Raw genomic sequence first — 21,755 nt, 5'->3', positions numbered from 1 at the left:
ACGATGTTTTCCCCGACGGTGATGACCAGGCGGGCGGCGGTGACCGGCCCGATGTGCGGGCGTGCAAGCAGGGTGGGAACCATCGTGGTCAGCTACCGGATGCGCAGCGAAGCGACCTTCGCCAAACTCGTCGGCGTCGCCCCACTACCGGCTTCCTCGGGCAAAACCCATCGTCACCGACTCAACCGAGGTGGTGACCGGCAAGCCAACAGTGCCCTGCACATGATCGTGGTCGGCCGGATGAAAAACCATCCACCCACCCGCGCCTACGTCGAACGCCGTTCCGCCGAACACAAAACGAAGAAAGACATCATCCGCTGCCTCAAACGCTACGTCGCCCGCGAAGTCTTCAAAGACCTCACCACCGACCTCGGAGCACTGGACAAGCTATAGGACCATCTCGTCGCTTGCGCTCCTCGCACCTCAGGCAGCAAGGGTGAAGGAAACCGCTACGCGGCAACCATCACCGACGCAGCTCCGACTTCGCGATCGTGCGGAGATGCACCTCGTCCGGTCCGTCGAAGATGCGCATCGCGCGATGCCAGCCGTACATGGCGGCCAGCGGCACGTCGTCGCTGACGCCGGCGCCGCCGTGGACCTGGATCGCCCGGTCGATGACCTCGAGCGCCACGCGCGGTACCGACACCTTGGCGGCCGAGACATACGGCGCGGCGGCCTTGTTGCCGAGTTCGTCGATCGTCTTGGCGGCCAGCCGGCACAGCAGGCGGGCCTGGTCGATCGCGATACGGGACTCGGCGATCTGCTGCTGGACGACACCTTGCTCGGCCAGCGGCTTGCCGAAGGCGACGCGCCCCTTCGACCGCTGGACCAGGTGGTGCAGGGCGCGTTCGGCAGCGCCGAGCGCGCGCATGCAGTGGTGGATGCGGCCGGGGCCGAGCCGCGCCTGCGCCATGGCGAACCCGCCGCCTTCCTCACCGAGCAGGTTCTCGACGGGCACCCGGACGTTCTCGTAGACGATCTCGACGTGGCCGTGCTGGTCGTGACGACCGAACACCGGCACGTCGCGGACAACGGTGACGCCCGGGGTGTCGATCGGGACGAGCACCATCGACTGCTGCCGATGGGTCGCCGCCCCGGGATCGGTCTTGCCCATGACGATGAGCACCTTGCAGCGCGGGTCGGCTGCGCCGCTCGTCCACCACTTCCGGCCGTTGATGACGTAGGAGTCGCCGTCGCGTTCGATGCTGGTCTCGATGTTCGTCGCATCCGAACTGGCGACGTCCTTCTCGGTCATCGAGAACGCCGACCGGATTCGGCCGTCGAGCAGCGGTTCCAGCCAGGTCTGTTTCTGCTCGTCGGTGCCGAACAGGTGCAGCAGCTCCATGTTCCCGGTGTCAGGTGCCGCACCGTTGAGGGCCTCGGGCGCCAGATGCAGGCTCCACCCGGTGATCTCGGCCAGACCGGCGTAGTCGAGCTGGCTGATCCCGGATTCCGACGGCAGGAAGAGATTCCACAGGCCGCGTGCGCGGGCCCGCTTCTTCAGCTCCTCGACGACGGGCGGCACGTCGTGATCGTCGGGTCCGGCGAAGCCGCGCTCCTCTTCGTAGCGTTGCTCCGCCGGGAAGACGTCGGAGTGCATGAACGCGATGAGCTCCTCGCGCAACTCCGACGCCTTCGCCGACGGCCGGAGATCGAGCGTCTCGTCCGGGATGCGGCCGGTCAGATCTGGCTGGATCACTGTGCCACCGTCCGCAGTTCACGACGCAACAGTTTGCCCGTGGCGGTCTTCGGGATGTCGCCCATCACCACCACCTCACGCGGGTACTTGTAGGCAGCCATCCGCGTCTTGCAGTGGTCGATCAGCTCCTCCGGCGTCGCCTCGGTTCCCGGCCGCAGGCTCACGAACGCCTTCACGGTCTCGCCGCGGTAGGAGTCGGGCACGCCGACGACCGCTGCTTCCCGCACCGAAGGATGCTCGTACAGAACGTCTTCGACCTCGCGTGGCCACACCTTGAAACCGCTGGTGTTGATCTGGTCCTTCTTCCGATCGACGATGTAGAACCATCCGTCGGCGTCCATGTAACCGACGTCGCCGGTGTGCAGCACGCCGTTCGGGATGCCCTTCGCGGTCGCCTCCGGCTTGTTCCAGTAGCCGGCGACCACCTGTGGGCCGGCCGTGACCAGCTCGCCGACCTCGCCCGCGGGCAGGTCGTTGCCCTGCTCGTCGACGATCCGGACGACCGTGTCGTACACCGGGATTCCCACCGAGGTGGCCCCGGTCTCCTCGTCGGCCGGGGCCGTCACGCCGAACGGCACCGCATGCGACGGGGAGGTGGTCTCGGTCAGGCCGTACACGTTGTGGATGTAGTGACCGAACCGCTTCTGGAACTCGGCGATCGTGCTCGGCGGGATCGGCGCGCCGCCGGAGTAGATCTTCGACAGACTCGCCAGCGACGCCGGGTCGATGTCCGGCACGTTCATCAGGGCGATGAACACCGTGATCGATCCGACCGTGAACGTCGCCTTCTCGCGGGCGATCGTCGCGATGGTGTCGGCCGGGTCCATCCGGTACATCAGCACGAGCGGCGCCCCGGTGAGTTCGGCCAGCGCGATGTGCGCGATGAGACCGGTGATGTGGAACAGCGGTGCCACGCCGAGGATCACGTCGTCGCTGTCGACGCCGACCCAGTCGCGGTAGGTCTGCGCGTTGAACACGACGTTGCGATGGGTGGTCATCGCACCCTTGGGCGGCCCGGTGGTTCCCGACGTGTAGGTCAGGAAGGCGACGCTGTCCCCGGTGAGATCGGCCTTCGGCGGACGCTGTCCCCGGTAATTCGCGAGCATCGTCGCCAGGTCGACGGTGCCCGGGCAGTCGATCTTCTCGACGCCCGCCAGGGTTCCGCTGTTCGCGGTCTGGTACTCCAGCTCCGAGGTGGTAATCACGGTCCGCACCGCGGTCTTGTTGTCGCGCAACGCCTCCTGCGCGACGTCCCGGTACAGCGACTGCATCGCGACCAGTACCGTGGCGCCGGAATCGACCAGGATCTCGGCGAGTTCGCGGCTGCGGTACATCGGGTTGGCCGACACGGCGATGCCGCCGGCCTTCCAGATACCCAGCTGGGCGATGACGAACTGCGGGATGTTCTGGGCGTAGACCACCGCGCGATCGCCCGGGGTGAAGCCCAGGTCCAGGATGCCGACCGCGAACGCGTCGGTCAGCTCGTCGAGCTCACCGGCGGTGACCGATCCGTCGAAGTAACGGATCAGGTCGGCATCCGGGGTGCGCGCAGCGGTGGCCGCGAACATGTCCAGCGCGGTGTCGAATTCGATGCTCCGCGGCGCGAGATCCTGCTCGCGGTAGTGGCTGCGCCACACCTTGTCGTCGTAGACACTCATGTCTGACGTTCCTCTTTCGGCGAATGACTCGTGGGCGAGTCAGCGGATGACGACGGGGTTCACCGGCGCACCGGTGCCGCTGACGACCTTGAGCGGGGCCGCGACGTACAGGAAGCTCCAGCGGTTGTCGGCGGCACACGCCTCGGCCAGCTCCTCGAGCCAGACGATCTCGGTGAACACGACACCCAGGTTGCGCATGAGCGCGTTGTGGAGCGGAAGCGCCACACCGGATTCCGGGTCGGTGGTGACCTCGTTGGCGATAGTGTCGGTGACCAGGTTCGGGATCTCCTTGTCCTGGAACCACTGCACGAGTTCACGCGAGTAGGTCAGGCCGGGCTCGCAGAAGCCGTCGTAGAACTGTTCCGGGTTGTTCAGCTCGTACCAGTAAGTCAGCCAGCCGGTGCGGATGATCAGGATGTCGTGCGGTTCGATGGTGACACCCTGTGCGGCGGCCGCGGCTTCGAGATCGTTGTGGTCGAAGGTCTCACCCTTCTCCAGGTACTTCTTGCCGCGGTAACGGGCCATGTCGATCAGCACGCCGCGGCCGACGACACCCTTCTCGGCGATCGGCAGGACCGACGCCTTGTCCAATGCGTCGACGGTGCTGCGGGCGTCGTAGCCGTTGTAGAGCTTGCCGTCATACCAGACGTGGCCGAGGGCGTCGTACTGCGTGGAGCCCTGCAGGAAAATGTTCGCGGTGTCGTCGGCATAGTGCAGGCCACCGGGGAACTGCGGTGCGCCCTCACCGTCCCACGACGACTCGTCGAGGATGTTCTTCCGGTTGATGCCCTCGCGGCCCGGCCACAGCGGATCGCCGGGGCTCTCCGTGCGCCCCATCTCGATCTGGAGGGTGAAGGTCTCCCCCGACTTGATGTGGCCGACACCGCGCAGAACCTCACTCGCGTCCAGGTAGTTCAGGGCACCCACCTCGTCGTCGGGCCCCCACTTGCCCCAGTTCGACGGGGTGTCGGCGCCCAACAGGTCACCCATGGACGGCGCAGCGGTCTCGATCTCGGTCATCTCGTCTCCTTTGATTCGATCCAGAGCGGAACCGACGGTTCCGGGTCGCACACTGAACGGTGCGAACTGAATTTCTCGACTGAACTTTGTGATCGCTCGCTCGGTAAGTTCATTGTGACGAGCATCGCACTCGTTCGCAGCGCCGTCAAGAGGCGAAATCGGTGATGTCTCAGCCTTTGTCAGCAAGAGAAGGGAAAGCCCAGTACACACGGCAGGTTCAGCAAAGCTGAACTTCCCCTGTCCAGGGGTAGGCCGCCTGGACGCGCCGAAGGTCGGGGGGCCTAGCGGTCGGCCCGGAAACCCACCATGCCGAGAGCGAGATTCGCGTACTCGCGAGCGATGCGACGCCCCTGAGCGGCGTCGGAGTCATCGGTCCAGGTCGGGACGGCCAGGCACATCGTGACGATCGCCTTGGTCGCCACGGACAGGTCGCCGGACCGGAAGGCGCCGAGGTCGGCGGCGCGCCGGGCCGTATCGAGCAGGCGACCCTCGATCTGCGCCATCGACGCCTGCAGGTGAGTGCGGTTGGGTTCCTCGAGTCGCCGCAGCTCGGTCGCCAGGACCAGAGCCAGCGCGCGACGCTCGACATGGAAGAGCGTGAGCGCCTCCACCATGTTGGCGAAGGCGGTCACCGCGTCGACGCCGTCGCCGGCTGCGTCGAGACGTCGCGCCAGGTCAGCGTGGGCGATGTTGACCAGCGCGACGAGCAGGTGCTGCTTGCTCGGGTAGTGGTGATAGATGCCTGCGACACTGATGTCGGCGCCGGCGGCGATGAGGCGCATCGTCGCACCGTGATAGCCGAGTTCCTCGAAGACGTCGATCGCCGACTCCAGCACCGGGTCGAGGGTCAGCGGGGCGAACACACGCCAGTCCGTCGGGTCCCCGGCGGCCTCCGCCTTCTCCGGTTGCGGCGACTCGAGGAAACGAGCGACGGGCACGTCCAGGCACTGCGCGATCTGGCGCAACCGGTCGACGGTGAGCCCGACCTTCCCGTTCTCGATGGCGCTCATGGTCCCGACGCTCACCCCGATACCGGCCGCCAGCCCACGCAGCGTCACGCCCGCCTGCTTACGCAACTCACGCACGGCGGCGCCGCTGTCGGTCACCGGTTGTTCGACCACGCTGAACAGCTTATGGGGAGCCGCGCATTTTTCGTAGACTCATCCTCGTGGTCCACAACCTGCCGCCTCGCTCGCGTCACCCCGAACGCTCGTACGCATGAACGCCTACGAGAGCCGTCCCTGGCTGGCCCACTACCCGTCCGGACTCTCCGAGCACCTCGACGTCGAGTTCGGATCCCCACTCGAGATGTTCGACGCCGCGCTCGCCGCATCCCCCGACGCTCCGGCCGTCCACTACTTCGGCGCGACGCTGAGCTGGGCCGACCTCGACGCCGCATCCGACGCCCTCGCCCACGCATTGCAGGAACACGGCTTCGCGGTCGGCGACCTGCTGGGCATCGCCGTCCAGAACGAGCCCGCGATCGTGCTCGGGCTCCTCGCGGCCTGGAAGGTCGGCGGTGTCGCCGCCCTCATCAGCCCCATGTACAAGCGCGGCGAATTCCGCAGGGCCCTGGACGATTTCACTCCGGCCGCCCTCCTCGTGCTCGACGAGGTCCACGCGGAGGTCGCCGACGAGCTCGGGTCGATCGGACTCGTCGTCACGGCCTCGCCGCTCGACTTCGCCGGCAGCGACGATCTGCAGCGCGTGTTCGACGTGTCCCGGGTTTCCACGGCAGGCACCGTCGAACTCCTCGACCTGATCGGCACCGGCTCGCGTGCGGTCACCCGGCACGCACCCGCACCGGATGATGTCGCGGTGCTGGCACCGACGTCGGGAACCACCGGTCCACCCAAGGGCGCCAAGCTGACGCACCGCAATCTGACGTTCAGCGCGCAGGCCTATCGCACCTGGACGGGCCTGCAATCCGGCGAGCCGATCCTGTGCATGTCGCCGATCTTCCACGTCACCGGCCTGGTGGGCTCGGTGATGCTGGCGCTGTCCCTGCGCTCGCCGCTCATCCTCACCCACCGATTCGACGCCGGCCTGGTCCTCGACGCGGTGCGCGCCTGGCGTCCGGCCTTCTCCGTCGCCTCGATCACCGCCTACATCGCGCTCGCCGACCACCCCGAAGCGACGCCCGAGGCGTTCGACTCACTCCGACTCCGCTACTCGGGCGGCGCACCGGTTCTCCCCGACGTCGCCGAACGGATCGAAGAACGCCTCGGCGGGATGATCCACAACGTGTACGGGCAGACCGAGTCCACCTCGCCGACCCACATGGTGCCGCCCGGTGTCCTCGCACCGGTCGATGCCGAAACCGGCGCTCTCTCAGTGGGTCTGCCGATCTTCGACACGATGGCGCGCGTCGTCGACGAGCGCGGCGAACCGGTACCGCCGGGGACGTTCGGCGAGATCGTCACGGCCGGACCGCAGATCGCCGCCGGCTACTGGGGTCAGGACGACGACGGCTCGGCGCTGCGCCACGGTGAGATGCGCACCGGCGACGTCGGTTTCATGGATGCCGACGGCTGGTTCTACGTCATCGACCGCAGCAACGACCTGATCAACGCGTCCGGGTACAAGATCTGGCCGTTCGAGATCGAGCAGGTGTTGCAGTCGCACCCGGCGGTGCTCGAGACGGCCGTGGTCGGCATCCCCGACGACTACCGCGGTGAGTCGACTCGCGCCTACGTCGCCCTGCAACCGGGTGCGGAGGTCACGCCGACCGAACTCATCGAGTACTGCCGCGAACGGATGGCGGCGTACAAGTACCCGCGCGAGGTCGAGATCGTCGGCGCACTCCCGCGCAGCGCGACCGGCAAGCTGTTGCGCCGCGAACTGCGCTGATCAGACCCGGCAGCCGAGCGCGGCCAGGGCCATCGCGGTGAGCAGACGCCGCAGCTGCGCCTCGTCGTAGGCGGGCAGCCGGGGCGAGGAGTTCAGCAGGCCGAACGTCGCGTGTACGCGGACGCGAGCCTCGGCCCGGTCGAGTGTGCGGCCCTCCTGCTCGTAGATGGCGATCACGACGTCGACCCAGCGTTCGACGTAGCGCCGCTGCAACAGCCGGACCCGGTGGTTGGCCTCCGGCGTCATCGACGACAGGTCGCGGTCCTGGACGACGATCAGATCGGGTTTCGTGACGAGCACGTCGATGTGAAAGCCGATGAGCGCCAGCAGGGTCTCCGACGGCGGACCGCCGCGGTCGACCACCTCAGCACCGCCGTCGTACAGCCGCTGGCTGATGTCGACGAGCATCTCGTCGAGCAGTTCGGTCTTCGACGAGAAGTGCCGGTACATGGCCGGCCCGCTCACCCCGACCGCGCGGCCGATGTCCTCGAGACGCACGCCGGCGAAGCCGCGTTCGGCCATCTGCCGCGCGGCCGCGGTCAGCAGCTCGGCGCGCCGGGCGGCCTTCGCCTGGGTGCGACGGGTCGGCGGGCGGGGAACGTCCCCCGTGTCGACCGGTGGGGTGTCACTGGTGGCGGACATGGTGATCCGCACTCTACTCACCAGCCGTCGATGTGGAGCACCGAGTCGAGGGGCTTACGCGGAGCCGGCTTGAAGTCGGTGCCGGTGTAGTAGGCCACCGGCAACAGGACACCCTGGTGGATGCCCGCGGGGATGCCGAGCAGCTCGGCGATCTCCTTCTCGTGTGCCAGGTGCAGCGTGGTCCACGCGGAACCGAGGCCTCGGGCACGCAGCGCGAGCTGCAGACTCCAGGCGCCCGGCAGCAGCGAGCCCCAGACGCCGGCCTGGTTGCCCTCGGGCAGGTCGCCGCCGGTGTAGATCGCGCCGATGACCAGCACCGGGACCTGCCCCATCGTGTCGGCGAGGTACTGGGCGCTCGACGCGACCCGCTTGCCGGTCTCGTCGCGCGGCTGCTGGGCGGCGTAGTACTTCGAGAAGGACTGCGCGTAGTAGTCGGCGACCTTCTGTTTGAGTTCGGGGTCGGTGAGCACGATCCAGTGCCAGGTCTGGCTGTTGCTGCCGGTCGGCGCCTGCAGTGCGACCTCGAGCGCTTCCTTGACCACGTCGAGCGGGACCGGGCGGTCGTAGTCCAGACGTTTGCGCACCGAGCGCGTCGTCGAGAGCAGCTGGTCGGGATCGAGCGGCAGGAGTTCGGTCATGTCCCCCATCTTCCACACGTCGGGCGGTGGGCACCACCAGCCGTGGTCAGATCAGGCTCGGACCGGGCGGCTTCGTCGGTTCAGGCGATGGCCGATCCGAGCGCGGCCCCGGCCAGGAGAACAGGTATCGAGATGATCGCTCCGGCACCACCCGCCACAAGTCCCGTTCCGGCCCGCCGTACCGATCGCACGCCCCGAACGGGTGCCGTGCTCAGTGCGAGCAGGACCAGCCCGGTCAACGGTGGCCCGACGACCAGCCACAGCGCATCCCTGGAGGCCAATCCGGTGAACGGCAACGACATCACGAGCATGCCGATCACGACTGCACCAAACGATTCCGGCCCGAACCAGTCCTCACGTCGATACCTCGTCGACAGGGTCGTCATCACAGTGTCACCAACGCGACGTACGCGACCACCACACTCGCGGCCAAGACACCCAGAGCTGCTCCCGCACACCGCGGTGTTCGGCGCCACCACAGGCCGACAGCGATCGTCAGGAGGACCACGCCTGCAATGCCTATCACCACTCCCAGCGACGACGACCACTCCGGATTCAGTCGGTCCGTGATCCCGGCCAGAATCATGAAGACGAAAATGGCGAATGCCACCGAGACCGGTACGGCCACGGTGGCTGCCTGCCAGAATCGGGAATCCGCGAGTAGCGCACGGTGCTTCATCGGCCGCGACACTATCGCACCATGACAACGGTGGGGGGATTGTCCGGGTCTCCGAGATTCGTCGGTCTGTTCCGTTCCCAGTTCGGGTCGTCGAAGTCGGCCTTGAAGGGATCCATCATCGCTCGGCCCCCGCCGACCTCGTGGTAGTCCGGCAGGTTGAACAACGGCCCCACTGCACTGCCGGAGTCGGCCGCGTCGATCAGCACGGGGCGGCTCTGTCCGGCCGAATTGTCCTGGTAGATCTCGACCGACGGATAATCGGTGATCTCACCACCGGCAATGATCCGAGCGATGCCGGGGTTTCCGCTGGTCGGTTGCAGGACAAGCGAGCCGTTGACGGTGTGGCCGGTGACCGAAGCGCCGGGCGGCGCGAACGGATTGACCGCGTCGTACTGAACCATGACCGATCCATCGGGTCGCTGCTGTGCCTGGACCTCAGGCTCACCGACCCGTACCTGACCAGTGGAGTCGACCGAGGGATTCTGTCTCGTGACGATCAGGCCGTTCTCGTAGTCCACGTACATGACGACACGGGCATGCTCCGGGTCGAAGTTCGCAACCTCTGCCCGATCGTCCCCCAGGTCGTAATGCGGAGCATTGAACACCTCGGCCGCCGGTATATACAGTGCCGCGCGTACAACACCTTGCCCGGGCACCGGTTCGATGCGCGCGACCTTGATTCCGGGTCCGACGCCTTGGTATTTCGGGTCGTAACTGTCCGGATTCAGCGCCTCGGCAGTCTTCCAGTCGAGCGAGCCAGATGGTTCGCGCCCGAATATCTCCTCGAAGGCAGCCGCAGAGGCACGCATGCGCTCCGGATCTGCGCGCGGACTCTGTCGCTTGGAGTCCGCGATCACCGCGAGCGCAGACGTCAGTGCTTCCTCTGACGCCATGGTCTCGAGAGTTTGGGTCGCCTCGGCGACCTCGGCACCCCAGGTGGCGTCGGCGCCGACGAGAGAGGACACCAATCCGCCGAGTCGGGCCAGCTGCAGTCCTGCTTCGGAACTCCAGTCCTCGACGCCGTCGACGACCCATGAATCAGACAGTGTGACAGGGGGAATCACGTAGTTCTGAATGATCGAACGAATCTCGGAAACGGGATGCGACATCGCCCCATGAGCGCCGGCCGCCGCCGCCGAGAGCGCGTCGTAGCCGGACGCCACCGCGCCGATCTGCTCTCGTTCTCGTTCGGCCCGGTCTTCAGCAGCTCGTCGCCCACCGCCTGTCCAGGCCAGATCATAGACCGTGTCTCGCATGGTCTTTGACGTCCCGACCATTGCATCGGCGATCGCCGCGGACCGGGTGGACAACTCTCGCAGAGAGTCAATGTTCCAACTCAGAACGTCACTTGGAGTGGTCACACTCACCCACCGCTAGTCGCGGAGTTGATGTCGGGCACACCCGCGATGCGAGCTGCGGCCTCCGCGTCCGAGTCGCTGTATGTGTCCGCAGACAGCGACAGGAGACTTGCGAACTGGTCATACCTCGCCTTGACCACCTGCTTGGCGCGTGTACTCGCCGTATTCGACTCACCGAGCGCAGACCCCACACTGCTCCCCACCAGTTGTGCCGCGACTTCGGCGGCGCCCAGGAAGGGAGCCGAATCGACATCTCCAGAAAGCTGAGCCAGCGTGCCCGACGCCACTCTCAGGCTGTCCGGATTCACTTCTCCCGACAAGACAATCCCCTCCCCGCGCCCTGATTCGGAAGAATATACCGCTGGACGTATCGGCACTGTCGCAGCAGTCCACACCCGACCGAGGCTCCCTAGCCCAACACTCCGTGCTTGCGAAGGTGCTTCAGCAACCCGCGGGTCACCGGGAGTTCGGTCAGGTCTTCAGCCGTGAACCAACCGGCGTCCACGGCGTCGTCACCGGCGCACAGGGTGCCGGACACGATCCGCGCGGCGAAGTCATGGACCTCGAACACCACGTCGTCAGGGCCGGGGATGTCGACGGTCCACAGCAACTCCCCCACTTCGACGTGAAAGCCGGTTTCCTCCAGCATCTCCCGCGCGACTGCCGCCTCGATGGACTCGCCGGGTTCGACCTTTCCGCCCGGCACGGTCCACTTCCCGGCCTGCGGCGGGTTTCGCCGTTGGATGAGCAAGACGCGTCCCTCGCCGTCGGTCAGCACAGCACCGACCGCGACGATGCGCGTGGTCATCGGACGTCCGCCGCGGGCACCCGGGTGCGCGCCCGCGGATCCGGCGCCGGCGAACTTGCGAGATACCGGCCGATCGCCTCGCGGATCCGGTCCAGCGCGTCCGCATCGGAGTCCGCGTCGACGATCACGTCGACCATGCCCTGAACCGCGAGCCGGCCGGCGAGAATGCCCTGGCGCGTGGCCATCTCGCCGGCATGTTCGAGGTCGCGGTGGACGATGAGACTCGCCCCCTCCGGCGGTAGCGGCGACAACCACGCGTCCGCGCGGGCCACCCGCAGGTCGGCCGGGAACAGCGCCAACGCCGCACCGCCGGCACCCTGGCCGAGCATCACCGAGACGGTCGGTACCGGCACCGTGATCAATTCGACCGTGCAGCGGGCGATCTGGGCGGCGAGTCCGCCCTCCTCGGCGACCACCGACAGCTCCGCCCCCGGCGTGTCGATGACGGTGACCACGGGCAACCCGAGATCGCCTGCCGCGATGATCGCCCGGCGCGCCTCACGCAGATGCCGGGGACCGGGCAGCTCGCCGTTGTCCTGGGACACCCTGTCGTAGCCGACGACCATCGCCACGCGGCCGCCGAAGTCGCTGAGTGCGAAGCGAAGTGGCCCGGCGTCGGACAGCGCTGCCGAATCCCCTTGCGAGAGGAACTCGATCAACCCCGCCCGACCCGGTTCACGGGTCGCGAGGACGCTGGCCCAGGCGTGGTGCGCCGGCGTGCCCGAATCGTCGGGCGCGGTCTGCGGAGCCTGCGTCCGCGGCGCGCCACCGTGCAGGGTGAGCAGTCGCAACACCGCCGCGAGCCGCCCGGCCAGAGCGTCCGGTTCCACCACATCGTCGACGACCGTTGTGCGGAAGAGATTCTCGGCCGTCTGTACCCCGTCGGGAAACGGTTCGCCGTAGAGTCCTTCATAGACACGGGGCCCGAGGAACCCGACGAGCGCGCCGGGTTGCGCCCACGTGACGTGACCGAGCGACCCCCAGGAGGCGAACACCCCGCCGGTCGTGGGGTGCCGCAGATAGACGAGGTACGGCAGCCCGGCCGCCTTGTGCGCGGTGACGGCTCCGGTGATCGCGACCATCTGGAGGAACGCCGCGGTCCCCTCCTGCATGCGGGTGCCGCCCGACGCGGGCAACGCAATCAGCGGAATCCGTTCCCTTGTGGCCCGGCCGATCGCCTCGACGATGCGCGCGCCGGCATCACGGCCGATAGACCCGCCGAGAAAGCCGAACTCGCTGAGGACGATCGCCGCGCGGTGACCGCCGATCAGACCGGCGCCGGTGATCACCGATTCGTCGGAATCGCTACGCACCCGGGCGCGGGCCAGGTCGTCGGCGTAGGCACGGTCGTCGCCGTCAGAGGTGACCGCGGGGCGGACGATCGCGGTGTCCCACGACTCCCACGACCCGTCGTCGACGATCATCCCCCGCAGCTCCACGGCCGACAGCCGTGCCCGTTCACCCATGCATCACACCGTATCCCGCTCGTGCACTGCCTCCCGGGAGATCAGCCTCCAGAGGAGAGAGCCGATGAACTCCGTCTGGCCCTGTTGAAGTCGGTCAGCGAGAGTAGATGACGCGGGTGCGCAGGACGACGTCGGCGACCGAGCGTCGTCGGCGATCGACCACCGCCCACGCCAGTCCGATCGCGAAGAGCGTGCAGATCAGCGCCCGCAGAACCGCGACCGCCGGCCGGATGCGCTCGCCCTTGCTGTTCACCACGCGGAGTCCCATCACCACCGAGCCGAGCGTGCGCCCCGACACCTCCCAGCACGTGGCCAGGTAGAGCACCGAGGTGACCACGAAACCCGTTGTGGTGAAGAACAGATTGACCTCGGGAAACCGGTACTCACTGACCGAGACCACGAATTTCATCAGCGCGAGTCCCGCGTAGCAGGCTCCCAGGATCGTCCAGACGACGAGCAGGTCGAGGAATGCCGCGATTCCGCGACTCACGATCCCGGCGTTCTTGTCCCGGTCCTGCACGGCATGCGCCCGATGGACCGCCGGGTGAGCAGGTTTGGGTTCAGCGGTCATTCGGTCGCCCCGTCCTGCCTGGTGGCCTCGACCGCCTCGGCACCACGGCGACGCAGGAAGCGGTTGACCGCGTTGGCGACCGCGTCGTCGGCACGTTCACTGGTGCTGCGCACGTCTGTCATCACGTCGGCGGTGACCGAGGTGCTGGCCTCGCGGATGATGTCGGGGAGGTCGACGCCGTCGATGATCTCCTCGGCCAGCTCGACGAGGTCGACACGGTCGAGGACCGCGTCGATGTCGAGTTTGGCGGCCACCGCGTCGAGGTCGACCTTCCCGATCACCTCGTCGAGGTCGACCAGGTCGATCGCCTTCATCAGATCCACCTGCGCGACAGCACGATCGAGGTCAACGGTCTCGATCACGGCGTTGAGGTCGATGACCGCGAGGACCTCGGCGATGAGCCGCTCGAGATCGACGTGGTTCAGCACGAGGTCGGTGAGATCCACCTCTTCGGTGAGCACCTCGACGACCTCGCGGATGACCGCACCGAGGATCGTTCGGGTCGTCGTGGCGACCCAGGCGCGGGTGTCGACGACGAACTCCTGCACGCCGGTACGCGCCGAGCCGACCACTCCGCCCACGACCGGTAGACGCTCGGCGACGTCGATGACGACACCCGCGAAATGCAGCGACTCCCTCGCCAATTGGGATAGCGCGCTGCGCCGCGCCTCGGGGTTCACCGACGAATTATCGCACGAGGGGATGAGCCCCGACCGTCGCAATCGTGTCACGTCGAGTGCCATGTAACGGCACCGGTTCAGGACCGATATGGTGCCCGAGGCCCGTCGAGACAAGTGCGCGTCATGATGGTGATCAGTCCTATGAGAGGTTTGCTCGACGATGCCCGAATCCGTACCCCCACGCGCGCACCCGGTGTCCCGATGGCTGCTCGCGGCCCCCGTCGCTGTGTTCGCACTCGTCGCCGCCGGCTGCGGCATCGGCCAGCAGACCGCTGCGACGCCGTCGACACCGGAGACCACCTCGGCCGTCACGGTGACCACCGAGGCGCCGCTGCCCACCCCGGCGCCCGTGATCACCGTGGCCTCGGCACCGGCTGCGGACAACGCCTTGCAGACCCTGAACACCCTGGCGGTGAAGGGACGCGCACCCAAGACCGGATACGACCGCGACCTGTTCGGGCAGGCCTGGTCCGATGACGTCACCGTCGAGGGCGGACACAACGGGTGCGACACTCGTAACGACATCCTGCGCCGCGACCTGACCGACGTCGCCCTCAAACCGGGTTCGAACGGATGCGCCGTCGTGTCGGGCACGCTCGGCGATCCCTACACCGGCACCACGATCCGCTTCGTCCGCGGTCAGGGGACGTCCTCGGCGGTCCAGATCGATCACGTCGTCGCACTCTCGGACGCGTGGCAGAAGGGCGCGCAGCAACTCTCCCCGCAGCAGCGCGTCGACTTCGCCAACGATCCGCGCAACCTGCAGGCCGTCGACGGTCCGACGAACCAGAAGAAGGGTGCCGGCGACGCCGCGACCTGGCTGCCGCCGAACAAGGGCTACCGGTGCACCTACGTCTCCCGTCAGGTCGAGGTGAAGGCCGCCTACCGGCTCTGGGTGACCCAGGCGGAGAAGGACGCGATCATCCGTGTCCTGTCCTCGTGCGGCGCCACGGCAGCGGCACCGACGACCACCGAGCGCACCGAGACGCGCACCTCAACGGCGACCCCGGTCCCCGAGACGACCTACACGCCCCCACAGCTCTACGCCCCGCCGGCCGAGACGACGCCGCCGGTGGACGCGCCGTCCTCGGCGTACTACGCCAACTGCTCGGCGGCCCGTGCGGCCGGAGCGGCCCCGCTGTACGCGGGTCAGCCCGGTTACCGCGCCAAGCTCGACCGTGACGGCGACGGGGTCGCCTGCGAGTAGTCGCGCTCAGAACGACGAACGCACGAAAAAACCCGAGCGGATGATCCCGCTCGGGTTTTTCGGTGTCGAGACGACTTACAGGGCCTCGAAGAGCTCCCGTGCCAGCGAGGCGGTCTCGGACGGCGTCTTGCCGACCTTGACGCCTGCGGCCTCGAGGGCCTCCTTCTTGGCCTGCGCGGTGCCGGAGCTACCGGACACGATCGCACCGGCGTGACCCATGGTCTTGCCCTCCGGCGCGGTGAAGCCCGCGACGTAGCCGACGACCGGCTTGGAGACATTGGCCTTGATGTAGTCGGCGGCACGCTCCTCGGCGTCGCCACCGATCTCACCGATCATCACGATCAGCTTGGTCTCGGGGTCCTTCTCGAACGCCTCGATGGCGTCGATGTGGGTGGTGCCGATGACCGGGTCGCCGCCGATGCCGATGGCGGTCGAGAAGCCGAGGTCGCGCAGCTCGTACATCATCTGGTACGTCAGGGTGCCCGACTTGGAGACCAGACCGATCGGGCCCTTGCCGGTGATGTTGTTCGGCGTGATGCCGACCAGAGCCTCACCCGGGGTGATGATGCCGGGGCAGTTCGGACCGATGATGCGGGTCTTGGCGCCCTTCTCCACGTTGTAGGCCCACGCGTAAGCGCTGTCCTGTACCGGGATGCCCTCGGTGATGACGACCAGCAGCGGGATCTCCGCGTCGATCGCCTCGATGATGGCGTCCTTGGAGAACTTCGGCGGGACGAAGGCGATCGAGGTGTCGGCCCCGGTCTCCTTCATGGCCTCGGCGACGGAGGCGAACACCGGCAGTTCGACGTTGTTGCCGTCGGCGTCGACATGCGAGACCGTGGTGCCGGCCTTGCGGGCGTTGACGCCACCGACGACGTTGGTGCCGGCCTTGAGCATCAGGGCGGTGTGCTTGGTTCCCTCACCACCGGTGATGCCCTGGACGATGACCTTGTTGTCCTTGTTCAGAAAGATCGACATATTCCGTGGCTCCCTTACTTGCTCGCCAGCTCGGCGGCCTTGTCGGCGCCCGAGTCCATGGTTTCGGCGAGCGTGACCAGCGGGTGGTTCGCATCGGCCAGGATCTTGCGACCTTCGTCGACCTTGTTGCCGTCGAGGCGGACGACGAGAGGCTTGTTGGCCTCCGACCCCAGCTTCTCCAGGGCGCCGACGATGCCGTTGGCGACAGCGTCACACGCGGTGATGCCACCGAAGACGTTCACGAAGACGCTCTTGACCTGATCGTCGTTGAGGATGACGTCCAGGCCGGCGGCCATGACCTCGGCCGAGGCACCGCCACCGATGTCGAGGAAGTTGGCCGGCTTCACACCGTTGTGCTTCTCACCGGCGTAGGCGACGACGTCGAGGGTCGACATGACCAGACCCGCACCGTTACCGATGATGCCGACCTGTCCGTCGAGCTTGACGTAGTTGAGGTCGTTCTCCTTGGCCTTGAGCTCGAGCGGGTCGGTCGCCTCGATGTCGGCGAACTCCGCATGGCCGGGCTGACGGAAATCGGCGTTCTCGTCGAGGGTGACCTTGCCGTCGAGGGCCAGGATCTGATCGTCCGGCGTGCGGACGAGCGGGTTGACCTCCACCAGGGTGGCGTCTTCGGCGACGAAGACCTCCCACAGCTTCTGGATGGTCACGGCCGCGGCGTCGAGGACCTCGGCAGGCAGATGGCCCTGCTCGGCGATCGAGCGGGCGGTCTCCAGGTCGACACCCTTCACGGCGTCGACGGCGACCTTGGCGAGACGCTCGGGCTTGGTCGCGGCGACCTCTTCGATCTCCATGCCGCCCTCGACCGAGCACATGGCCAGGTAGGTGCGGTTGGAACGATCGAGGAGGAAGGAGATGTAGTACTCCTCCGCGATGTCGCTGGCCTCGGCGACCAGCAGCTTCTTCACGACATGGCCCTTGATGTCGAGGCCAAGGATGTTGGAGGCGTAGGACTGCGCGTCGTCCGGGGTAGCGGCGTACTTCACGCCACCTGCCTTGCCACGTCCGCCGGTCTTGACCTGCGCCTTGATCATCACAGGCCTGCCGATTTCCTCGGCAATCGCCCGCGCGTCGGCGGCATCATCGGTCACCCGACCGGGTGTGGTGGGAACCCCGTGCTTGGCGAACAGTTCCTTCGCCTGGTATTCGAAGAGATCCATTCAGCTCACCATCTCGTAGATTTGCCCGCCCAAGGGTGTAACGCGGGCCATATCGGACTTTAAACCCGTGCTTTATCGCCCCTTCGCGCGCACCCTGCCCATGTGCGACAGATCACTCGCTCGGTACGAACCTACTCCCGAGTACGTCTCGATACCTCTCACCTGGCAGATTCGCCGGACGCCGGACCCGGCCGGACACGCCCGCGGCCCGGGGTGTTGAATCGATCGCGGCGACAAACCCGGGGAAGCCACGCATCCAGGTCGGCAAACCCAAGATTCGACGGTTTGACGAAGTTGGAAATATCTTGTGACTCAGCTCACAAATTTCCGATTAGCGGCTTTCTACGGTTGGACTTGCCGCAATCATTTCGTTACCGTCGGCTCTCAGAGTTGGTCACAGAAGGATTACGGACATTACGTCGGATCCGCGGTAGCGAAGAGATGAGGTGGACGATTTGGCGGGACCCGGAGTCTCACGCGGATCGAGCCGCGTCCGATCGGGCGGGTTGGTCGACGACCTCACAGCAGAGGAGATGACCACCATCATCCCCTTCGTCGACGACGACACGGACTACGACCTCAGCGATTACGACTTCGGCTACGAAGCCCCCCGCTCGTCTGCTTCCACCACCCGGACACCGTCCGAAGAGACCACCTGGACCCCCTCGTCCTGGAAGGGCTACTACCGCCCGACCCACTCGGAGATCACCCAGGACATCCTGATCCCCGAGCACGAGTTCGATCAGTACGAACACGACGAGCCGTTCGACGTCGAGGGCGCCGAGCTCGACATTCTCGTCGACGACGAGAACGAGTCCGACTCCGACCTCCGTCCGTTCCGCACCAATCCGGCCGGCCAGCGCGTCCGTCGCCGCGGCAAGCACCGCATCGCGGCCCCGCCGAACGCCCTCAAGGGTGGGCGCGCCGCCCTGATCGCCATGGCGGCCGGCGCAGCCGTTGCCGCGGTCTCCCAGGTGGGTGCCACCGACGACCCGTCGACCACCACCGCCACCACCAACGCCGCAGCTGTCAACGACGCCACGGCCCCCGTCGACCTCGGCCCGGGAGTGGCCACCGCGTCGCCGGTCACCGACCAGATGAACGTCTTCACCGACCAGCTCGGCGTCGGCGCCAAGATGGCCGCCGACGAGGCGCAGCGCGAGGCCCTGGCCCGTCGCCCACTCTTCACCTCGCCGATCCCGCTCGGCAAGTACGACTTCACCTCCGCCTTCGCGATGCGCTGGGGCACCATGCACGGCGGCATCGACATGGCCGCCCCGCTCGGTACCCCGATCCACGCGGCGACCGACGGCGTCGTCATCAAGGCCGAACCGGCCTCCGGTTACGGCCACTGGGTTCAGATCCGCGCCGACGACGGCACGGTGACCATGTACGGCCACATGTCCTCGTCGGGCGTCCTCGTCAGCGCGGGACAGAAGGTCACCGCCGGCGACGTCATCGCACTCGTGGGCAACGAGGGCTTCTCGTTCGGCCCGCACCTCCACTTCGAGGTGTGGAAGGACGGCAACACCAAGATCGATCCGGTGCCGTGGCTCGCCGCCAAGGGCGTCAAGCTCTCCGGCTACACCGGCTAGATCCTCTCTCCGCCATCTGAGGCGTGCGACGCGCTCACGCCCGCCCCGTCGCTCCCTGAAATCACTGCCGGCACGATCACATTGCGATCTGTCCCGGATCAGACCATCCCGGCATGCGGGACCAAACGCAACGTGATCGTGCTGCTCAGAGCTTTTCTCCCGGGATGCCACCTGCGGTCAGCAAGGTGACGCGTCCGGCACTGCCGCCGTAGTCGATGGTGACGCGTTCGGTGGCGCCACTGCCCTCCTTGGCCACGACCTTGCCCATGCCGTACTTGGGATGGTTGTGCCGGTCGCCGATGTCGAGGTGGACCTGCTTGTTGCGTCCGCGGGCCGGGTCGGAGGAGTACGACGACCGGCCGCGACCGAACGACGAACCGCCGCCACTGCCCGAGAACGAGTCGTCGCGACCGAACACGCCGCCCGACGATCCGCCGAAGCCACGTACCGAACGACGCGGCTCGGTGCGCCGCCAGTCGATCAGGTGCTGCGGGATCTCCGGCAGGAAGCGGGATTCCGGATTCGACACCGGCTGCCCCCATGATGCACGGGTCACCGATCGGGTCAGGTACAGACGCTGCTTGGCGCGGGTGATGCCCACGTAGGCGAGGCGGCGTTCCTCACTCAGTTCGTTCGGGTCACCGAGTGCACGCATGTGCGGGAAATGCCCGTCCTCCCAGCCTGTCACGAACACGACCGGGAACTCCAGGCCCTTCGCGGTGTGCAGCGTCATCATCGTGACGACGCCGTCACCCTCGTCGGGCACCTGGTCGGCATCGGCGACCAGCGAGACCCGCTCGAGAAATGCTGCAAGAGAACCGGGTTCGGGTTCACCCTCGCGGTCCACCTCGATGGACGGATCATCGTCCGCCTCCAGATCGACCTGGGCGGCATCGGCGCTGAACTCCCGTGCGACGGCGACGAGTTCGTTGATGTTGTCGAGCCGGGCGCCGTCCTGGGGATCGTTCGACGCCTCCAGCTCGGACCGGTAACCGGTGCGTTCGACGATCGCGTCGACGAGTTCACCGATGTCGGCGGACTCCTCGGTGGCGTCGAGGAAGGCGGTGTCGGCGTCGTCGGTGTCGGATTCGCCGAAGTGCGTGAGGAAGTCGGCGCGCAGGCCCTCGATGAGTTCGACGAAGCCGCCGATCTGCTTGACCGCGCGTGTGTTCAGTAGCGCGACCTTGCCCTCGGCGGCGTCGACGAGCGACTCGTAGAAGCTGCGGCCGGTGTTCTCCGAATGCACGGCGACACAGGCCTCGGCGCGATCGCCGATTCCGCGTCGGGGGGTGTTGAGGATGCGCCGCAGGCTCACCGAGTCGTCGGGGTTGGCGACCACCCGCAGGTAGGCGACCACGTCCCGGACCTCTTTGCGCTCATAGAACTTGGTGCCGCCGACCACCTTGTAGGGGATGCCGTGGCGGACGAACACCTCCTCGATCGCACGGGAGCCGGTGTTGGTGCGGTAGAAGACCGCGATGTCGGAGTACTTGTAGCTCGATGACCCGCCGATCGAGTAGTCGGTGAGTTCCTCGATCTCCTTGGCGATGAACGTCGACTCCTCACGATCGGAGTCGGCGACATAGCCGACGATGAGCTCGCCGTCGCCGGAGTCGGTCCAGAGCTTCTTCTCGCGACGGCCGGTGTTGCGCGCGATGACCGCGTTGGCAGCCGACAGGATCGTCTGCGTCGAGCGGTAGTTCTGTTCGAGCAGAACTGTTTCGGCGTTCGTGAAGTCACGCTCGAACTCTTCGATGTTGCGGATGGTGGCGCCGCGGAAGGCGTAGATCGACTGATCGGCGTCACCGACGACGCACAGTTCGGAGGGTTCGAGGCCGCTCGCGGTGGTCTGCTCCCCCACCAGTTCGCGGATGAGGACGTACTGGGCGTGGTTGGTGTCCTGGTACTCGTCGACGAGGACGTGCCGGAAGCGGCGCCGATAGTACTCGGCGACCTGCGGGTGACGGTGCAGCAACGCGACGGTCTCGCCGATCAGGTCGTCGAAGTCGAAGGCGTTGGCCGCCCGCAGCCGGCGCTGGTACTCGGCGAAGATCTTCGCGATCGTCGCCGCGGTGAAGTCGTCCTCGTTTACCGAGGCCGCGGCCGCGTCGGGCGAGATCAGCTCGTTCTTGAAGTTCGAGATGGCCACCGAGACGCCGCGCGGACTGAACTTCTTCGGGTCCAGGTCGAGGTCGCGGATGATCATGCCCAACAACCGCTTCGAGTCGTCGGCGTCGTAGATGGAGAAGTTGGAGTTCATCCCCTCCAGCAGGCCCGACTGCGCCCGCAGGATGCGGACGCACGTCGAGTGGAAGGTCGAGACCCACATGTAGGCGGCCCGCGGCCCGACCAGGTCGATGACGCGCTCGCGCATCTCGGCGGCGGCCTTGTTGGTGAAGGTGATGGCCAGGATCTGCCCGGGCGTCACGTCGCGGGCCGCCAGCAGGTAGGCGATGCGGCGAGTCAGGACCGAGGTCTTGCCCGAACCCGCGCCGGCGACGATCAGCAGCGGCGCGCCCGCGTGGAGGACCGCGGCGCGCTGCTGCGGGTTGAGGCCCTCGAGCAGGCGGGCGACACGGTCGTCGGCGGCAGTCGTCCCCGAAGACGAGGAAGACGTGCGACCGGCGAGGAGAGGGGCAGAAGAAGAGCTGTTCATCGGTAGTCCAGGCTACCCGCCCGCCCCGACACCGCCCCGTCGGCCTTGGGCCGGATGCCCGTCGTCCGATCG

The 21,755-nt window shown here is 67.0% G+C and carries 20 protein-coding genes; 4 read left to right on the top strand and 16 right to left on the bottom strand.

Translation table 11 applies throughout. From position 1 onward, the window contains the following. Positions 1–393 (top strand): transposase (locus GOALK_RS15495; protein WP_232283181.1); only part of this gene is annotated, 393 nt, incomplete at its 5' end. A 70-nt stretch (positions 394–463) separates the two neighbouring features. Here GOALK_RS15495 and GOALK_RS15490 read toward each other — a convergent pair. The 4 genes from GOALK_RS15490 to GOALK_RS15475 form a co-directional block, all read right to left on the bottom strand. Then, a complete protein-coding gene (locus GOALK_RS15490) occupies positions 464–1,699 on the bottom strand; it encodes an acyl-CoA dehydrogenase family protein (protein WP_006359777.1) in 1,236 nt (411 codons plus the stop codon). Beyond that, positions 1,696–3,357, bottom strand: coding sequence for a class I adenylate-forming enzyme family protein (locus tag GOALK_RS15485; protein ID WP_006359776.1), 1,662 nt, complete (start codon positions 3,355–3,357; stop codon positions 1,696–1,698). Before GOALK_RS15485 ends, GOALK_RS15490 begins: the two co-directional genes overlap by 4 nt. 39 nt (positions 3,358–3,396) lie before the next feature. Beyond that, positions 3,397–4,377 (bottom strand): cyclase family protein, encoded by a 981-nt coding sequence (locus tag GOALK_RS15480; protein WP_006359775.1) that lies wholly within the window; start codon positions 4,375–4,377, stop codon positions 3,397–3,399. 281 nt (positions 4,378–4,658) lie between these two features. Further along, positions 4,659–5,498 (bottom strand): TetR family transcriptional regulator, encoded by an 840-nt coding sequence (locus GOALK_RS15475; RefSeq protein ID WP_006359774.1) that lies wholly within the window; start codon positions 5,496–5,498, stop codon positions 4,659–4,661. A 97-nt stretch (positions 5,499–5,595) separates the two neighbouring features. Here GOALK_RS15475 and GOALK_RS15470 point away from each other — a divergent pair, with 97 nt between their 5' ends. Next, a complete protein-coding gene (locus tag GOALK_RS15470) occupies positions 5,596–7,227 on the top strand; it encodes a class I adenylate-forming enzyme family protein (protein ID WP_006359773.1) in 1,632 nt (543 codons plus the stop codon). On the opposite strand, the gene GOALK_RS15465 is transcribed toward GOALK_RS15470, so the two are convergent. The 9 genes from GOALK_RS15465 to GOALK_RS15420 form a co-directional block, all read right to left on the bottom strand. After that, the gene (locus tag GOALK_RS15465) at positions 7,228–7,869 is read right to left on the bottom strand and encodes a TetR/AcrR family transcriptional regulator (protein ID WP_040004255.1); all 642 of its coding nucleotides are present in this window, start codon (positions 7,867–7,869) and stop codon (positions 7,228–7,230) included. It lies immediately after the preceding gene. A 17-nt stretch (positions 7,870–7,886) separates the two neighbouring features. Next, positions 7,887–8,507 (bottom strand): nitroreductase family protein, encoded by a 621-nt coding sequence (locus GOALK_RS15460; RefSeq protein WP_040004254.1) that lies wholly within the window; start codon positions 8,505–8,507, stop codon positions 7,887–7,889. 80 nt (positions 8,508–8,587) lie between these two features. Continuing rightward, the gene (locus tag GOALK_RS15455; protein WP_006359770.1) at positions 8,588–8,893 is read right to left on the bottom strand and encodes a hypothetical protein; all 306 of its coding nucleotides are present in this window, start codon (positions 8,891–8,893) and stop codon (positions 8,588–8,590) included. Further along, entirely contained in the window at positions 8,893–9,186 is a 294-nt protein-coding gene (locus tag GOALK_RS15450) for a hypothetical protein (protein ID WP_006359769.1), read from the bottom strand. Before GOALK_RS15450 ends, GOALK_RS15455 begins: the two co-directional genes overlap by 1 nt. An 11-nt stretch (positions 9,187–9,197) precedes the next feature. Next, positions 9,198–10,553, bottom strand: coding sequence for a hypothetical protein (locus GOALK_RS15445; protein WP_050918734.1), 1,356 nt, complete (start codon positions 10,551–10,553; stop codon positions 9,198–9,200). A gap of 400 nt (positions 10,554–10,953) precedes the next feature. Further along, on the bottom strand, positions 10,954–11,352 hold the full coding sequence (locus GOALK_RS15435) for an NUDIX hydrolase (RefSeq protein WP_006359766.1): 399 nt from the start codon (positions 11,350–11,352) through the stop codon (positions 10,954–10,956). After that, complete coding sequence (locus GOALK_RS15430; RefSeq protein ID WP_006359765.1) at positions 11,349–12,818, bottom strand: carboxyl transferase domain-containing protein; 1,470 nt, start codon at positions 12,816–12,818, stop codon at positions 11,349–11,351. The genes GOALK_RS15435 and GOALK_RS15430 overlap by 4 nt, the downstream gene beginning before the upstream one ends. 94 nt (positions 12,819–12,912) lie before the next feature. Beyond that, the gene (locus tag GOALK_RS15425) at positions 12,913–13,389 is read right to left on the bottom strand and encodes an RDD family protein (protein ID WP_006359764.1); all 477 of its coding nucleotides are present in this window, start codon (positions 13,387–13,389) and stop codon (positions 12,913–12,915) included. Beyond that, positions 13,386–14,069 carry a hypothetical protein gene (locus GOALK_RS15420; RefSeq protein ID WP_232283180.1) on the bottom strand — a complete coding sequence of 228 codons (684 nt, stop codon included), beginning with the start codon at positions 14,067–14,069 and terminating at the stop codon, positions 13,386–13,388. The genes GOALK_RS15425 and GOALK_RS15420 overlap by 4 nt, the downstream gene beginning before the upstream one ends. 160 nt (positions 14,070–14,229) lie before the next feature. Here GOALK_RS15420 and GOALK_RS15415 point away from each other — a divergent pair, with 160 nt between their 5' ends. Then, entirely contained in the window at positions 14,230–15,276 is a 1,047-nt protein-coding gene (locus tag GOALK_RS15415) for a GmrSD restriction endonuclease domain-containing protein (protein WP_006359762.1), read from the top strand. Between the two features lie 75 nt (positions 15,277–15,351). Here the strand turns inward: GOALK_RS15415 and sucD are convergent, their stop codons facing one another. Further along, the gene (gene sucD / locus GOALK_RS15410; protein WP_006359761.1) at positions 15,352–16,254 is read right to left on the bottom strand and encodes a succinate--CoA ligase subunit alpha; all 903 of its coding nucleotides are present in this window, start codon (positions 16,252–16,254) and stop codon (positions 15,352–15,354) included. Positions 16,255–16,268: 14 nt separating this feature from the next. Further along, the gene (sucC, locus tag GOALK_RS15405; RefSeq protein ID WP_006359760.1) at positions 16,269–17,432 is read right to left on the bottom strand and encodes an ADP-forming succinate--CoA ligase subunit beta; all 1,164 of its coding nucleotides are present in this window, start codon (positions 17,430–17,432) and stop codon (positions 16,269–16,271) included. A 446-nt stretch (positions 17,433–17,878) separates the two neighbouring features. Between sucC and GOALK_RS15400 the strand changes: the two genes are divergently transcribed. Continuing rightward, complete coding sequence (locus GOALK_RS15400; protein WP_035754802.1) at positions 17,879–19,027, top strand: M23 family metallopeptidase; 1,149 nt, start codon at positions 17,879–17,881, stop codon at positions 19,025–19,027. A gap of 145 nt (positions 19,028–19,172) precedes the next feature. Here the strand turns inward: GOALK_RS15400 and GOALK_RS15395 are convergent, their stop codons facing one another. Further along, the gene (locus GOALK_RS15395) at positions 19,173–21,683 is read right to left on the bottom strand and encodes a UvrD-helicase domain-containing protein (RefSeq protein ID WP_006359758.1); all 2,511 of its coding nucleotides are present in this window, start codon (positions 21,681–21,683) and stop codon (positions 19,173–19,175) included. Positions 21,684–21,755 lie beyond the last annotated feature (72 nt).

This window comes from Gordonia alkanivorans NBRC 16433 (assembly GCF_000225505.1).
GTDB lineage: Bacteria > Actinomycetota > Actinomycetes > Mycobacteriales > Mycobacteriaceae > Gordonia > Gordonia alkanivorans.
This window is presented reverse-complemented; position numbering and strand designations above follow the sequence as displayed.

Coding starts and splice junctions, on each gene's coding strand:
- GOALK_RS15485 (WP_006359776.1), bottom strand. CDS start 3,357: ATGAGTGTCTACGACGACAAGGTGTGGCGCAGCCACTACCGCGAGCAG.
- GOALK_RS15470 (WP_006359773.1), top strand. CDS start 5,596: ATGAACGCCTACGAGAGCCGTCCCTGGCTGGCCCACTACCCGTCCGGA.
- sucD (WP_006359761.1), bottom strand. CDS start 16,254: ATGTCGATCTTTCTGAACAAGGACAACAAGGTCATCGTCCAGGGCATC.
- sucC (WP_006359760.1), bottom strand. CDS start 17,432: ATGGATCTCTTCGAATACCAGGCGAAGGAACTGTTCGCCAAGCACGGG.
- GOALK_RS15455 (WP_006359770.1), bottom strand. CDS start 8,893: ATGACGACCCTGTCGACGAGGTATCGACGTGAGGACTGGTTCGGGCCG.
- GOALK_RS15465 (WP_040004255.1), bottom strand. CDS start 7,869: ATGTCCGCCACCAGTGACACCCCACCGGTCGACACGGGGGACGTTCCC.
- GOALK_RS15460 (WP_040004254.1), bottom strand. CDS start 8,507: ATGACCGAACTCCTGCCGCTCGATCCCGACCAGCTGCTCTCGACGACG.
- GOALK_RS15425 (WP_006359764.1), bottom strand. CDS start 13,389: ATGACCGCTGAACCCAAACCTGCTCACCCGGCGGTCCATCGGGCGCAT.
- GOALK_RS15430 (WP_006359765.1), bottom strand. CDS start 12,818: ATGGGTGAACGGGCACGGCTGTCGGCCGTGGAGCTGCGGGGGATGATC.
- GOALK_RS15450 (WP_006359769.1), bottom strand. CDS start 9,186: ATGAAGCACCGTGCGCTACTCGCGGATTCCCGATTCTGGCAGGCAGCC.
- GOALK_RS15435 (WP_006359766.1), bottom strand. CDS start 11,352: ATGACCACGCGCATCGTCGCGGTCGGTGCTGTGCTGACCGACGGCGAG.
- GOALK_RS15395 (WP_006359758.1), bottom strand. CDS start 21,683: ATGAACAGCTCTTCTTCTGCCCCTCTCCTCGCCGGTCGCACGTCTTCC.
- GOALK_RS15480 (WP_006359775.1), bottom strand. CDS start 4,377: ATGACCGAGATCGAGACCGCTGCGCCGTCCATGGGTGACCTGTTGGGC.
- GOALK_RS15415 (WP_006359762.1), top strand. CDS start 14,230: ATGCCCGAATCCGTACCCCCACGCGCGCACCCGGTGTCCCGATGGCTG.